We start from the raw sequence: 14,498 nt of genomic DNA on the forward strand, positions 1-14,498 counted from the left end.
GCAACCGGGAAAGGGTCCACACAAGAGGGGCACAACCGGTCCAGTACGTTCAAAGATAAAAAGAAACTCAAAGCGAGATAACAACAATGGCGGCAGACCGCGCACAAAACCTACAAGACACCTTCCTAAATCACGTTCGCAAAACCAAAACGCCACTGACGATCTTTCTGGTCAACGGAGTGAAGCTGCAGGGAATTGTGACCTGGTTCGACAATTTCTGTTTGCTGCTTCGGCGCGACGGTCATTCGCAGCTTGTCTACAAGCATGCGATCTCGACCATCATGCCCGGCGCTCCGATCCAGCTATTCGAAGGCGGCGAGGACCAGCCGGCTTGAGAGTGACCTGATTGGAACCCCGGAACTTTGACGGGGATGCCGACCGTTCGCGGTCGGCAGGGGCGGGGCAGACGGGGCGGGTGATCGTCATCGGCCCCTATTTGCGCGTGCGCGCCGGTACAGCCGACGCGCAATCGGAGTCCCATGTCGTTCGCAACTCCGAGGCGCGGCTGGAAGAGGCCGCGGGCCTTGCGCTCGCCATCGATCTCGTGGTCGCCGACAGCCTGATCGCGCCGATCAGCCAGATCAGGCCTGCGACCTATCTCGGCAAGGGCAAGGTCGAGGAGATCGCCACCCTCATCAAGACCCTCGACGTCGGGCTCGTCGTGATGGATTGCGCGCTGTCGCCGATCCAGCAGCGCAACCTCGAGAAGGAGTGGCATGCCAAGGTGCTCGATCGCACCGGGCTGATCCTCGAAATTTTTGGCCGCCGCGCCAAGACCAAGGAAGGTTCGCTCCAGGTCGAGCTTGCCCATCTCAACTATCAGCGCTCGCGCCTGGTGCGGTCCTGGACCCACCTCGAACGTCAGCGCGGCGGTTTTGGCTTCATGGGCGGTCCGGGCGAAACCCAGATCGAGGCCGACCGGCGCCTGATCCAGGAGCGCATCACAAAGCTCGAAAGCGAGCTGAAGAAGGTGCAGGCGACGCGCCGGTTGCATCGCGCCGGCCGCCAGCGCGTGCCGTATCGCGTGGTCGCGCTGGTCGGCTACACCAACGCCGGCAAGTCGACCCTGTTCAACCGCCTGACCCGCGCCGACGTTCAGGCTGCCGACATGCTGTTTGCGACTCTCGACCCGACGCTGCGCGCGCTCAACCTGCCGCATGGCGGCAAGGCGATGCTGTCTGATACGGTCGGCTTCATCTCCAATTTGCCGACGCAGCTCGTCGCCGCCTTCCGCGCCACGCTGGAAGAGGTGCTCGAGGCCGACGTCATCCTGCATGTCCGCGACATCGCGCATGAGGACGCCGAGGCGCAGCAAAGCGACGTCGACGCGGTCCTGCGCCAACTCGGCATCAACCCCGACGATTCCGGCCGCATCATCGAGGTCTGGAACAAGATCGACCGCTTTGACGCCGAGCAGCGCGACGAGTTGCAGAACATCGCCGCGCGCAGGCCCGCCGATCACCCGGCGATGTTGGTCTCCGCCGTGTCGGGCGAGGGCATCGACGCACTGCTCGCCGCGATCGAGGAACGCCTCGCCGCAAAACGCACCACGCTCGACCTATCGATCGACGCCGCCGACGGCGCCGGCATCTCCTGGCTGCACCGCAATGCCGAGGTGCTGGCAAAAGAGCTGCACGACGGTCGCTTCGACATGACCGTGCGGGTGGACGAGACCAAGCGGGATATCGTGGTGAAGCGGTTCGAAGCGGTGCCGCGCGTGGCGTAATCTTTAGCGGCGGACGCGAACGTCCGACGCCGGCTTCTCCTCCGCCTTCGCCGCATTCCACAACCCGTCCATCTCTTCCAGCGATGCCTGCTCCAGCGCGCGGCCCTGCGCCTCTAGCACACGTTCGATATAGGCAAAGCGGCGCTCAAACTTCGCATTGGTCGCGCGCAAGGCGGCCTCCGGGTCGGCGTCGACGTGGCGGGCGAGGTTGACCAGTGCGAACAGGAGGTCACCTGTTTCTTCCGCCACCTCCTGTTTGTCGTTGCGATCGAGCGCGGCCTCGATCTCGTCGGCTTCCTCGCGGATCTTTTTCAGCACCGCACGCGGGTCGTTCCAGTCGAAGCCGACGGTGGATGCCTTGCGCTGCAACTCCATCGCGCGGGTGAGAGCCGGAAGGCCGGCCTTCACACTCGCCAGAAGCGATTTGTGGTTCACCTCGCCGGGCGGGCGCCGCGCGGCGCGCTCGGCCTTCTCCTCGGCCTTGATCCGCTCCCACGCGCTCTTCACGCCGGCGGGTTTGATGTTGCCGTCCTTGTCGGCAAAGACATGCGGATGGCGGCGGATCATCTTCTTTGTGATCGCTTCGACCACGTCGCCGAAGGCAAAGGCCTTCTGCTCCTCGGCCATCTGAGCGTGATAGACGACCTGGAGCAGGAGGTCGCCGAGTTCCTCGCGAAGGTCATCGAAGTCGCCGCGCGTGATCGCATCCGCGACTTCATACGCTTCCTCGATCGTGTAGGGCGCGATCGTCGCAAAATTCTGCTCGAGGTCCCAGGGGCAGCCGGTCACTGGCGTGCGCAGTGCCGCCATGATCTCGATCAGGCGGGAAATGTCGCGGGAAGGGGTCATTGCGGGCCAATTCTCCTGTCTGCCGAACCTTATGCCGCAAGCGGCATCCCGTTCCCAGCGCCGCGGGCAGGAACCTGCCGATTTCCACCAATTGGCGGCCCTGACGGGCAATGCTAAAGCGCGGCACATGAGCGAACCTCTTTCATCCCAAACCGCCCTGGTGCTGTTCTCCGGCGGCCAGGATTCCACCACCTGCCTCGCCTGGGCCTTGAGCCGCTTTGCGCGGGTGGAGACGCTCGGCTTCGAGTACGGCCAGCGCCACGCCGTCGAGCTCGACTGCCGCGACCGGCTGTTCGCCGGGATTAGAGCGCTGAATGCGGATTGGGCAACGCGGCTTGGTGAAAGCCACACCCTGTCGATCCCGACGCTGGCCGCCGTCTCCGAGACCGCGTTGACCCGCGATGTCGAGATCGCCATGGGCGCCGATGGCCTGCCCAACACCTTTGTGCCCGGCCGCAATCTGGTGTTTTTGACCTTTGCTGCGGCGCTCGCCTACCGGCGCGGCATCACGGACATCGTCGGCGGCATGTGCGAAACGGATTATTCCGGCTATCCCGACTGCCGCGACGAGACCATCCGCGCCATGCAATCAGCACTGTCGCTCGGCATGGCGCGGAAATTCGAGCTGCATACGCCGTTGATGTGGATCGACAAGGCCGCGACCTGGAAGCTCGCTTATGACCTCGGCGGCGCCGGCCTCGTCGACCTCATCCGCGAGCAGTCGCACACCTGCTATCTCGGCGAACGCGGCGCGCAGCACGATTGGGGTTTTGGTTGCGGTGAGTGTCCGGCCTGTTCGCTGCGGGCGAAGGGCTGGCGGGAGTATGTCGCGGGCTAACCAAAATCCTCAGGCCGCAGCTCGATCGGCTTGCCATGCGGCGTGCGGTCGGCGGCGTGGTCCCAGGCGTCGCGGTAGCGGTGCAGCGTCTCTTTCGAGGTGACGCCCTTGGCGGCGACCAGTTTTTCCAGCGTCGCGAGCCAGTGCAGATAATAGGTTTCGCCCGTATCGGGGTCGCCGTGCTCCTGCGCGTGCGCGATCTCTTCGGCGAGGCTTGCTGCCCATTCGGTCCAGGTGAAGAGACCGCGCTCGTGGAGTTTGACCGCCATCGCAAAGGCGTGCGCTTCCCAGGGCTCGCGAAACACCGGGCCGTCGCCATCGCGCGGAATGCTTTTGACGACGCTAACGGCCTCGCGCGCGGCCTGTGACTCTGCCTGCATCAGACGCGCTCCAGATAGGGCTCCCAGGCATCGACCGAGACGGTCAGCCCGGGGTCCGGTGCGTCGGGCCAGAGATCGCTGCCCGCGAAGGTCACCGTGTACAGCCACTGCGGATCCTCATTGCCGCGCGAGTTGCTGTCGGGGAACACGTGGCTGCCGTGCAAAAGCTCGATCTGCCCGACATGGCCGCGGACATATTGCGGCAGGCGAGTGTGCGTAACGGGGTGAATATCCTTCGCTCGCACGCGATCGCCGACGGCGAACAGAGCAGGGGCCTTGGCCTCGCGCTCGGTCGGTCCGCCGCGGCGGAGCACGGCGGCAACGTCGTCGCGCTTGAGAATTCGCGCGACCGGTTTGGCAGGATGCAAGACCTTTCCGGCCGCGAGCTCATCGGCCTCGATCAGCTTGCGCTCCAGCATCAACCGTTCGATCCCTGCGAGCCAGATCTGGAAATAACTCATGCCGAGATAATCGTTGGCCGGGCGATTCTCGCGCGCAAACCGCGACATGTCGATATTCCAGCCGCCCGGCGTCGCCATCGCGAGCGTCAGCGCAAAGGCGCGGCGTTCCCATTCAGCGTGAAACGGCGGCTCGTTGGGTTCGGGCCTGACGGGACCCGACCAGGCCACCCCGCCCATGTCATGCGCGCCGTCCATCAGTCGACCTCGCCCGGCTGCTTCGGCAGCCCGGTGCCGATCATGCTGTCGCGGGTGACGAGATCGGCGAGGCGCTCTTCGCTCCAGCCTTCCGTGCCCTCGGGGCGCATCGGCAGAACGAGGTAGCGAATCTCGGCCGTGGAATCCCAGACGCGGATCTTCGTGGCGGCCGGCAGATCGAAACCAAAATCCTTCAAGACGCCACGTGGGTCCTTCACCGCCTTGGAGCGATAGGGCGCCGATTTGTACCAGACCGGTGGCAGGCCCAGCACCGGCCAAGGGTAACAGGAGCATAACGTGCAGACGACCATGTTGTGCGTGGTCGGCGTGTTCTCGACCGCGACGAGGTGCTCGCCCTGGCGTCCGACGAAATCGAGTTCGGCAACCGCCGCTGTCGCGTCCGCCAAAAGCCGTTCCCGATAGGCCGGATCGGTCCAGGCGCGCGCCACCACCCGGGCACCGTTGCGCGGGCCGACCTTGGTCTCGTAGGTCTCGATCAGGAGGTCGAGCGCGGCCGGGTCGACATAGCCTTTCTCGGTCAAAATACTCTCGAGCGCGCGCACGCGCAGCTCGGTCTCGGACAGGTCCGAATGGTCGTGATCGTGGTGGTGGTCATGTTCGCCCATGGGCCGAACATAGGCCCAGAATCCTGGCGATGTCGAGACGAAGACTCTGCTAGCATCACCGCATGGGCTTTGAGGGACGGACCAGAATAGCGGTCATAATCGCTGCATTCGCGTGGCTTACACCGCAAGCGGCGCACGCCGCGAATGGCGCCTATGCGGTCGACGCGGCCGACATCTCCGAGGTCGGCTCCTGCAAGGTCGAGAGCTGGATGTCGGCGGCATCAAACACCGATTTCTCGGCAGTCGCCAACCCGTCCTGTGTCGTCAATCCTTTCATGCCGGTCGAGCTCAGCCTCAACACCAATCGCGCCCGCAGCGACGGCGAGTGGAGCACGACGCTCTCCCCGAAGGCGAAGTCGAACTTCGTGCCGACGGGCATCGGCCGCTGGGGACTCTCCGCCTATGCTGGCGGCGCCTTCGACGCGGCGACCGGAGAAAATCTCTCCGCCTTCGCGGTCATCCCCGCAACCTACCGTCTCTCCGAGACCATGCGCGTCAATCTCAATGGCGGCTGGCTGTGGGACCGCACCGTCGACCGCCATTATGTGACCTACGGCATCGGCTTCGACTGGAAGTTCACCGACACCCTGCAATGGACGATCGAAGCCTTCGGGCAGGCCGGTGCCTCGGAGACGCCGAGCGTCGTGCATCCGCGCTTCCAAACCGGCGTACGCTATCGCCCGAATGACATCTTTTCGGTCGACGTGATCTATGGCCGCAACATCACCGGCGAGAACGCCAACTGGATCACGCTCGGCACCACCATCCGCTTTCCGGTGCCGGGCGGCCAGCCCGATCATCGCCGCAGCGGGCATTTGTAGCGACAAGAACAACAAGAACGGGAGGTTGCGTTGGTTGAGTTCGTCAAGATCGAGAAGGGTCTCGGGCCCGACGGGCGGATCGCGGTCGTTCGGTTCGATCGCGGCGACGGCATCAACGCGCTGTCGCCGGAGGCGCTACGTCAGCTCACTGCGGCCGCCCGCAGCTTCGAGGACGATGCCGCCACCTCCGTCGTGGTACTGACCGGCAGCAACGATGCGTTCAGCGCCGGCTTCGACCTGAAGGATCCGGAAGGACGTTCGCGCAAGCAGATGGATCTCGGCACGCTCCGTCGGCATCTCAAGCTCGGGCCGCGCCTTACCCATGCCTGGCACGAGATGGAGCAGATCACGATTGCCGCCATCGAGGGCTTTTGCGTCGGCGGCGGCGTCGCGCTGGCGGTCGCGCTCGACTTCCGAATCATGGGGCGCGATGCGCATCTGCGCGTGCCCGAGATCGGGCTCGGCATGAACATGAGCTGGCAGAGCATCCCGCGCATGCTGCATCTGATGGGGCCGGCCCGCACCAAGCAGGCCGTCATCCTCGCCGATCAGCGCATCACCGCCGACGAAGCCTACGAATGGCGGCTGGTCGAGCAGGTCGTCGATCCCGGCAGGGCCTTTGACGCCGCCATGGAGCTTGCGCGCAAGGTCGCAAGCCAGCCGCCGCTCTCGGTCGCCATGACAAAGCTCACCGTCAACCGCCTGGCGCACGCGCTGGACGATCTCGCCAGCCACATGGACGTCGACCAGTTCGCGCTGGCGAGCCTGTCGGAGGACCACAAGGAGGGCGTCGAGGCGTTCTTGGGCCGCCGCAAGCCGCGGTTCAGGGGGCGGTAGAGCGTTTTCAAGCGAAGTGGAGTCCGGTTCGCTTCAGGAAACGCGTTAAACCAAGAATCTAGCCCTTTTCGCATTGCACAAGAGAGAAACGCCGAGCACGAGCCCGGCCATTGTGTCGCACCCCGGACTATGCCCTATACCGTTTGGGGGTTGGTAGCCGCCGGTCAACGAACCGGCAGGCCGCCAGTTGCGGGGAGGGCCCATGAAGTTCGGTTGGAAGACGTTCGCGCCGCTCGTGGTCTGGCTCGCGATCTATCTGTGGCCGGTGCCTCCGGGGCTCAACGCCAACCAATGGCATTATTTTGCGGTGTTCGCCGCCGTCATCACCGGGCTCATCCTGGAATCCATGCCGGTCGGCGCGGTCGGCTTTATCGGGCTGACGGTGGCCGGCGTCGGCGGTTACGTCGAGTCCGATCCCGGCAAGTCGCTGCGCTGGATGCTCGCCGGCTTTGCCGAGAGCACGGTGTGGCTCATCGTCGGCGCCTTCGTGTTCTCGATCGGCTACCGCAAGAGCCAGCTCGGGCGGCGTATCGCGCTGCTCCTCGTGCGCAGCCTCGGAACCAACACGCTCGGCCTCGGCTATGCGGTCGCGATGTCCGACTTCCTGCTGGCGCCCGCGACGCCCTCGAACACGGCGCGCAGCGGCGGCATCGTCTATCCCATCATCTCCAACATTCCTCGCATCTACGGCTCCGAGCCCGGGCCGACCGCCGGCAAGATCGGCACCTATGTGATGTGGACCGCGTTTGCGGCGACCGCCGTCACGAGTTCGCTGTTCTTCACCGCGCTCGCGCCCAATGCGGCGGCGCTCGCAATCGCCAAGAAGACGGTCGGGATCGATGTGAGCTGGGCGCAATGGTTCATCGGCTTTGCGCCGCTCGGCCTACTGCTCATGATCCTGGTTCCACTCATCAGCTACGTCGTGTGCCGGCCGGAGGTGAAGCGCAGCCCTGAAATCTCCGCATGGGCGGGCAAGGAGCTCGCCGACATGGGGCCGATGTCGCGCAACGAATGGATCATGTTCGCGCTGATCCTGCTGGCGATGTTCTTGTGGATCACCGGCTCGACACCCGACATCCGCGTGCCGTTCCTCGGCTCCAACTTCATCAACGCCACGACCGTTGTATTCATCATCATCTCGTTGATGCTGGTCACAGGGGTCATCGAGTTCCACGACATCGTCAGCGAAAAGAGCGCCTGGGAGGTGTTCTTCTACTTCACCTCGCTTTTGACGCTGGCCTCAGGCCTGAACGAGATCGGCTTCATCAAATGGGTGGCGACCGAATACGCAAAACCGCTGATCGGGCTGTCTCCGCCGACGGTGATGGTGCTGCTGGTCGCGCTGTTCTTCTGGATCCACTATTTCTTCTCCAGCATCACCTCGCATGCCGCCGCCGTGCTGCCGGTCGTGCTCGCGGTCGGGTCGGGCATTCCCGACATGCCGGTCGCGACGCTTGCGCTGCTCTGCATGTATTCGCTCGGCCTGATGGGCGTGATCTCGCCTTACGCGACCGGTCCCGCGCCGATGTATTTTGGCAGCGGCTATATCGGCAAAGGCCAGTTCTGGGGCTTTGGGCTGCTGTTCGGGCTAATCTACTTCGCCGGGCTGCTGTTCATCGTGCTGCCCTGGCTGACGTGGCGCTAAGGGCTCGCGCGGCCGGGTGCGGCTTCTCGTCCTAGTTGCGGTCGCACCCCCGTTCATCCAAGCTCGTGGCGGGGCGAGGGTCGCGGCCGCCTGTTCGTTCGTGAGCGGATGCGCCTTCCCCAGGATGTCTCAGGGGGGAGCATGCGTCACGCGCGCGGTTCACGACATAGCCCGGTCAACACCCAGAAGCTCACGATCATCGCGCAAGACCCGTCGATCAGGATCGGCGGCAAGATCGTCGTGTCCGAAGTCGACGTGCCCGCCGAAGAGCTCCTGGCCGGGCCGCGAGGCTACCGTGTCAACGTCATCGACTTCGATACGGCGACCAGCACGCTTTACAAACCGGCCGTGCTGAAGCGCGCCAGGGACGGGCAGTACGAGGACCCTTTCGCCCTACCACCGAAGGCAAACGGCAAGCCGCGCAAGCGCCCGAAGGGATACGACAAGACGCTGGTCTCCGACCCGACGTTTCACGCCCAGAACGTCTATGCCATCGTCATGCGGACGCTGGCGCAGTTCGAGTTCGCCCTGGGGCGCCGAGTGCCCTGGGGCAGCCAGGGTCATCAGATCCATGTCGCTCCGCACGCCTTCGCCGATGCCAATGCGTTCTATTCCCGCGAGCATCGCGGCATCTTCTTCGGCTATTTCACGGGGCCGTCCAACCGGACGATCTACACCTGCCTCTCGCACGATGTCGTTGCCCATGAAGCCACGCATGCGATCCTCGACGGGATCCGCTCGCGCTATCTGGAGCCGTCCTCGCCGGACCAGGCGGCCTTCCACGAAGGGTTTGCCGACATCATCGCGCTGCTGTCGATCTTCTCGCTGCCAGATCTCGTCGGACAATTGCTGGATCGCGGCACGCCCCGCGGGCGGATGATCTCGAAGGCGCATCTCACCACGGAAGCCCTGAAAAAGTCCGTCCTGCTCGGCCTCGCCGAGGAGATGGGGGTCGGCCTGTCGGCAGGACGGGACAGCGCGTTGCGCCGCTCGGCGAAGCTCAAGCCCGGCCGTCCCTACATGTCGATGCCGGAGTTCAGTGAGGAGCACGATCGCGGCGAGTTGCTGGTCGCCGCGATGATGAACGCTTTCCTCGAAATCTGGATGTCGCGTCTCAAAAAGATCGGTTTCGTAGCGGCCGGCAAGCGCGATCGCAGCCTGGTGGTGGAAGAGGGCGCCCGCGCCGCTGGCCATCTGCTGACCATGGCCATCCGCGCGCTCGACTATTGTCCGCCGACCGACATTACGTTTGCGGACTATCTGTCTGCGCTGCTGACCGTCGACCGGGAAGTGGTACCCGACGACAAATACGGCTACCGCGCCGCCTTGCTGACGCACTTCAACAATTTCGACATCAGGCACGCCAGGGGCGCCGACAAGGACGGAACCTGGAAGCAGTTCGACGGTCAAGGACTCGTCTACGCGCGAACCCACTTCGATTCCATGCTGCGCGACAAGGAGGAGGTCTTCCGCTTCATCTGGGAGAACCGCAAGGCGCTCGACATCGACGACAGGGGTTATGTCGAGGTCCAGTCGGTACGCCCGAGCATCCGGATCGGGCCGGACGGTTTCACGCTACGCGAGACGGTTGCCGAGTACGTGCAGATCATGACCTTGCAGGCGAGGGAGCTCAAGACCGCCTTCAAGATCACGTCGCCGCCCGATCTTCCCCCGACGATGCGCATCCGCATCTTCGGGGGCGGTGCGCTGATCTTCGACGAGTATGGCCAGCTCAAATACAAGATCGCAAATCGCATCGAGGACGCCAGGCGCCAGACGGCGCGATTGAAGTATTTGTGGGAGAGCGGCGCGCTCGATGGCGACCAGGACGAAGGGTTGCGCCTTGCGCGCCTGCACCGTGCGCGCATGGCGAGACCGGAGCGGAGTGAGTGACATGGCAGCATCGGCTCCGACAAGCCTGAACATCCGGACCTACCAGGTCGGCTTCGGCGACTGCTTCCTCCTGAGCTTCATCTACGATGACGGCAAGAAGCGGCACGTGCTGATCGACTTCGGCACCAAGGCTCTGCCCAAGGGCACACCGAAGGGCCACATGTTGCGGATCGCCAAAAACATCGAGGCGACGGTCGGAGAGGATCCGTTCGCCGTGGTCGCCACCCATCGGCACCTGGACCACATCTCGGGATTCGAACCCAACGCGCAGGGGAGCGGGACCGGCAACATCATCGCACGCATGAAGCCGACGGTCGTGGTCCAGCCATGGACCGAGCAACCGGACCTGGCGGAAAACGCCAAAGCTCCGGCGTTGAAGCGGTTCGGCAAGGGAGCGGCCGCTCGTGTTGCGGCGCTGTCCGACGTCCACGAGATCGCGGCCCATGTCGTCGATGCGACGCGACGCGGTCAGTTACCGCGAGAGATGAGGGACCGGCTCAGCTTCATCGGCGAAGACAACATCAAGAACCCCGGTGCCGTGAAGAACCTGATGACGATGGGGCAGAAGAAGCCGGTCTACGTCTTCTCCGGTACGAAATCGGGTCTCGATGCGCTGTTGCCGGACGTCAAGGTTCATGTTCTCGGTCCACCGACGGTCGCGCAGAGCGACAAGATCAAATCCTACGCCAAGACCTCGGACCAATATTGGAATTTTCAGGCCCGCGCCATGCGCGCAGGGACTGCGTCGGCACGCTCCAAAGGCAGGAGCAAGGTGCTGTTTCCTCGTCACGTGGCAAGTGCGGGACCGAACTATCCGGTCGAGGCGCGGTGGCTCATCTATCACGCCCGGCTGGCGCAGGCGGAGCAACTGCTCTCGATCGTCACCATGCTCGACAAGTTCATGAACAACACCAGCGTCATCCTGGTGTTCGAGGCGGGAAGCAAGAAGCTCCTGTTCCCCGGCGATGCGCAGCTCGAGAACTGGCTTTTTGCGCTCGACGGCACCAACGACAAGTACAAGGCGCTGTTGCAGAGCGTCGATCTCTACAAGGTCGGGCATCACGGTAGCTGGAACGCAACACCGAAAAAGCTGTGGGCTCTTTTCAAGAAGAAAAAGGCGACCTCGGGACCGGGACGACTGAAAACCCTGATGTCGACGCTGGAGGGCGTCTTCCACGAGGACCACGAGGTCCCGCGCGGCAAGCTGGTCACGGAACTCAAGAACCAGTCCGACCTGGTGTCGACCAACAAGCTGCCCAAGAGCGACCTGTTCAAGGATACGCTCGTGCAACTCTGATCCAGCGTCCTGGGACCGCGCAGGCAAGCCTTGACGCGCGCCGAATATGTGCGACCATAGGTTGTCAATCCTGTGGGAGATCAGCCATGGCACGTAAGCCGGCCGCGAAATCCAAGATCAGTTTGATTGCCACCGACGACAAGGATGTCAGGGTCAAGGTCCGCCCGGGCGCCAAGTTGAATGTCATGCAGGTCGAGGCCGTCACGCCCGATATGAAGAAGGCCGGACGGATCGGTGCGCGCCTCTGCGGCCTCGGCACCAACATGTGCATCGCCATCATCGACGTCGAAAAGTGACGGCGCGCCGCAGCGGTCTGCGATCGTCGCGCTACAATTTCTGCGTTCCGCTCGGTGAGGGCGACAGCGTCCTCTACAACGCAGGCAGTGGCGCCTCGATCCGGCTTGCCGGAACTGACGTCGCCGAGATCGTAAAACTCCTGTGTGGACCGCCGCGCAATGTCGCGACGCGAACCATTCCGGCTGCATTACTCGCCTCGCTACGCCGGGGAGGTTTTCTGGTCGAGCAGACTCTTGACGAGGTCGCCGCGATCCGGGAGCGGTACTGGGTCGCGCGCGGCCGTACGCCGATGGTCTTGACGCTGACGACGACCCAGGACTGCAACCTCGGCTGTTACTATTGCTACGAGGAACGTTCGCGCGCGGCGTTGGGCGCGGCCGACATTCCCGCCATTCTCGACTGGACGCGCGAACGACTGGCCGCCTCGGGCAAGGACAGCCTGCACGTCGACTGGTACGGCGGCGAGCCGCTGCTCAACATCGCGTTCATCGAGCTCGCCTCGATAGCCCTGCAATCGCTCTGCAACGAACTGAATGTAAGCTATTCCGCCTCCGTCATCTCGAACGGAACCTGCTGGCCAGACGATGTCTCAGGCTTCATCCGCCGCCATCGTATTCGCCAGGCGCAAATCTCCTTCGACGGGCTCAAGGCCAATCACGACAAGCGGCGGCGCTATCGGCGGGGTAGGGCGCCAGAACCAGGCACATCCTCGTTCGAGCAGGCGGTCGCGCTCGTCGACAGGCTTTTGGAGGTCGTCCACGTCGATCTCCGATTCAATTCGGACCGCGGCAACAGCGACGATCTGGAGCCCTTGGTCGCATTCTGCCGGGAGCGCGGCTGGTTCGATCGGCCGTTTCCCTGCGTCTTCCAGCTCGCGCGCATCTCCGATTATTCCGCGCGCTCCGGCTTCATGAGCCAGGCCAAATTGTCCGAGGACGAGTTCGAACGGCTGCGCGAGCGCGCGCGGCACCTGGTGCCGAACGAGAACAATCTGGACGAGACCACGACGCGCTCCATCTATCCGCTGCCGAGAACCTCGGTCTGCGCGGCGCTGGCCGATGATTCCATCGTCGTCGGAGCCGACGGCCACCGCTATCGCTGCGGCCTCCAGGTCGGCGAGAAGAACCGCCCGGTTGCGTTCACCCGCAAGGACGGCCCGATGTTGCCGGGCCCCGACGCGCCATGGTGGGACGCCTTCGATCCGACGCGCCAGCCCAATTGCAGTCGCTGCTCGTTTCTGCCGGTGTGCTGGGGCGGATGCCCGAAGAAGCACCTCGAGGGCGACACGGCGTCGCTGCACGAGCAGAGCCTGTACTGGCGCAAGGCACTGCCCCAGAAGATCGCCTGGCAGTTCGGCGTCGTCATGGAGGAGAGCACGTTTACATTCTCGGAGTGCGACCAGTTCCGTTGAACCCGCGAAACTCCAAGCCGTGCTTACGGCCGCCCCTCGACTTCGCCGACTGGCCCTGAGGGGACCGCTTCCACCGGAGCGGCCTTGCGTCCGCGCACCATGAGGACGAACACGACGGCAAGCGCCGATGTCGCCGTGTACAGCGTGAACGCGTTGAGATAGCCGATCATCATCGCCTGACGCGCGATTTCCTTCGCGACCTTGGCGAGGCCCGGCACGGTACTGAAGTCCCAGGCGCCGGTCAGGCCGGGCGTGGTGAGCGCGCGGTTGTACGGGTTGATCATCTCGGACATCCGGCTGTAGTTCGCCCCGGACGTCCGCACGATTTCCGCGATCGACAGCGAGATGAAGAAGCTCGAGCCGATGTTGCGCAGGAGATGGAAGATGGCGGATGCCTCCGCATAGTGCCTGGGATCGAGCGTGCCGAACGCGACGGCCGTGATCGGCACCCAGACGACGCCGACCGCAAAGCCCTGGATCGCACTGTTGACGACGAGGATGTCCATGGTGACGTTGAGATCGAAGGTCAGCATCCACAGCCCTGCCAGCGTCTGCAGGCCAAAGCCGAAGGCCATGCTGATGCGCGGATCGACTTTGCTCATGAAGCCTGCGATACCGAATCCGAAGAGCATGCCGACGCCCCTGAAACCGATGACCTGGCCGACCAGCGCATCCGGGTAACCCGCCTGCTGCTGCAGGAGAGGGGGCAACAGCACCATCGGCGTGAAGTTGAGCATGCCGTAGATCGTCACCAGCGCCAGCCCGATTGCATAGTTGCGGTCGGACAGCAGCCTGAGATCGACGAAGGGGTGGCGGGCGCCAAAACTGTGCACGAGGAAAACGTAGAACGCGATGATCGCGATCAGGCATTCGATCTGGATCTCCGTGGACTCGAACCAGTCGAGCCGGACGCCGCGCGCCAGCACGAGCTGGACCGCGGCCAGCGCGGTGGCGAGCGCGACGAAACCGGTCCAGTCGAAGCGAACCTTCGTCAACTGGTTGTCAGCCGGCAGGGTCCAGGCCATGCCGATCGTCGCGCAGATGCCGACCGGCACCAGCATGTAGAACGACCAGCGCCAGCTATGCATCTCCGCAAGATAGCCGCCGAATACCGGACCGAAGGCGGGCGCGACCGCGACCGCCATGCCGAAGATCGACATCACCATCGTGTGCTGGCGGCGAGGGAACGTTGCGAACAGGATCGATTGCGACAGCGGCACCA

The 14,498-nt window shown here is 64.0% G+C and carries 15 protein-coding genes; 10 read left to right on the forward strand and 5 right to left on the reverse strand.

Annotation, left to right across the window (positions count from 1 at the left end; translation table 11 throughout):
* Nucleotides 1-86 precede the first annotated feature (86 nt).
* Together hfq and hflX are read left to right on the forward strand one after the other, a co-directional pair.
* Nucleotides 87-335 carry an RNA chaperone Hfq gene (gene hfq / locus C2U70_RS18315; protein ID WP_007591126.1) on the forward strand — a complete coding sequence of 83 codons (249 nt, stop codon included), beginning with the start codon at nucleotides 87-89 and terminating at the stop codon, nucleotides 333-335.
* Nucleotides 336-346: 11 nt separating this feature from the next.
* A complete protein-coding gene (gene hflX / locus C2U70_RS18320; RefSeq protein WP_186294334.1) occupies nucleotides 347-1,726 on the forward strand; it encodes a GTPase HflX in 1,380 nt (459 codons plus the stop codon).
* Between the two features lie 3 nt (nucleotides 1,727-1,729).
* Here hflX and mazG read toward each other — a convergent pair whose 3' ends face one another.
* Nucleotides 1,730-2,575: a nucleoside triphosphate pyrophosphohydrolase gene (gene mazG / locus C2U70_RS18325; RefSeq protein WP_140979829.1), complete on the reverse strand. Its 846-nt coding sequence runs from the start codon at nucleotides 2,573-2,575 to the stop codon at nucleotides 1,730-1,732.
* 127 nt (nucleotides 2,576-2,702) lie between these two features.
* On the opposite strand from mazG, the gene queC reads away from it, so the two are divergent.
* Nucleotides 2,703-3,413: a 7-cyano-7-deazaguanine synthase QueC gene (queC, locus tag C2U70_RS18330; protein ID WP_140979830.1), complete on the forward strand. Its 711-nt coding sequence runs from the start codon at nucleotides 2,703-2,705 to the stop codon at nucleotides 3,411-3,413.
* On the opposite strand, the gene C2U70_RS18335 is transcribed toward queC, so the two are convergent.
* Genes C2U70_RS18335 through nthA form a run of 3 tightly spaced genes read right to left on the reverse strand, consistent with a single transcriptional unit; the run spans nucleotide 3,410 to nucleotide 5,075 of the window.
* Nucleotides 3,410-3,793, reverse strand: a complete 384-nt coding sequence (locus tag C2U70_RS18335) for a nitrile hydratase accessory protein (protein WP_140979831.1) — start codon at nucleotides 3,791-3,793, stop codon at nucleotides 3,410-3,412. The two genes, queC and C2U70_RS18335, sit on opposite strands and share 4 nt — an antisense overlap.
* Complete coding sequence (nthB, locus tag C2U70_RS18340; protein WP_140979832.1) at nucleotides 3,793-4,449, reverse strand: nitrile hydratase subunit beta; 657 nt, start codon at nucleotides 4,447-4,449, stop codon at nucleotides 3,793-3,795. Before nthB ends, C2U70_RS18335 begins: the two co-directional genes overlap by 1 nt.
* Entirely contained in the window at nucleotides 4,449-5,075 is a 627-nt protein-coding gene (gene nthA, locus C2U70_RS18345; protein WP_140979833.1) for a nitrile hydratase subunit alpha, read from the reverse strand. The genes nthB and nthA overlap by 1 nt, the downstream gene beginning before the upstream one ends.
* 62 nt (nucleotides 5,076-5,137) lie before the next feature.
* Here nthA and C2U70_RS18350 point away from each other — a divergent pair, with 62 nt between their 5' ends.
* The 7 genes from C2U70_RS18350 to C2U70_RS18380 all read left to right on the forward strand — a co-directional run bounded on the left by C2U70_RS18350 (nucleotide 5,138) and on the right by C2U70_RS18380 (nucleotide 13,276).
* Nucleotides 5,138-5,896: a hypothetical protein gene (locus C2U70_RS18350; RefSeq protein ID WP_140979834.1), complete on the forward strand. Its 759-nt coding sequence runs from the start codon at nucleotides 5,138-5,140 to the stop codon at nucleotides 5,894-5,896.
* 30 nt (nucleotides 5,897-5,926) lie between these two features.
* Nucleotides 5,927-6,733, forward strand: coding sequence for an enoyl-CoA hydratase/isomerase family protein (locus tag C2U70_RS18355; protein WP_140979835.1), 807 nt, complete (start codon nucleotides 5,927-5,929; stop codon nucleotides 6,731-6,733).
* Between the two features lie 202 nt (nucleotides 6,734-6,935).
* Nucleotides 6,936-8,378, forward strand: a complete 1,443-nt coding sequence (locus C2U70_RS18360) for a DASS family sodium-coupled anion symporter (RefSeq protein ID WP_140979836.1) — start codon at nucleotides 6,936-6,938, stop codon at nucleotides 8,376-8,378.
* Between the two features lie 141 nt (nucleotides 8,379-8,519).
* On the forward strand, nucleotides 8,520-10,271 hold the full coding sequence (locus tag C2U70_RS18365; protein WP_140979837.1) for a hypothetical protein: 1,752 nt from the start codon (nucleotides 8,520-8,522) through the stop codon (nucleotides 10,269-10,271).
* 1 nt (nucleotide 10,272) lies between these two features.
* Nucleotides 10,273-11,568: a hypothetical protein gene (locus tag C2U70_RS18370; protein ID WP_140979838.1), complete on the forward strand. Its 1,296-nt coding sequence runs from the start codon at nucleotides 10,273-10,275 to the stop codon at nucleotides 11,566-11,568.
* 86 nt (nucleotides 11,569-11,654) lie between these two features.
* Nucleotides 11,655-11,864: a hypothetical protein gene (locus C2U70_RS18375; protein WP_140979839.1), complete on the forward strand. Its 210-nt coding sequence runs from the start codon at nucleotides 11,655-11,657 to the stop codon at nucleotides 11,862-11,864.
* Nucleotides 11,861-13,276, forward strand: a complete 1,416-nt coding sequence (locus C2U70_RS18380; RefSeq protein ID WP_140979840.1) for a radical SAM/SPASM domain-containing protein — start codon at nucleotides 11,861-11,863, stop codon at nucleotides 13,274-13,276. Before C2U70_RS18375 ends, C2U70_RS18380 begins: the two co-directional genes overlap by 4 nt.
* Nucleotides 13,277-13,299: 23 nt before the next feature.
* Here C2U70_RS18380 and C2U70_RS18385 read toward each other — a convergent pair.
* The coding region (locus C2U70_RS18385; RefSeq protein ID WP_186294335.1) for an MFS transporter at nucleotides 13,300-14,498 on the reverse strand (1,199 nt) is incomplete at its 5' end.

Source organism: Bradyrhizobium guangdongense (assembly GCF_006483445.1).
GTDB classification, from domain to species: domain Bacteria; phylum Pseudomonadota; class Alphaproteobacteria; order Rhizobiales; family Xanthobacteraceae; genus Bradyrhizobium; species Bradyrhizobium guangdongense_A.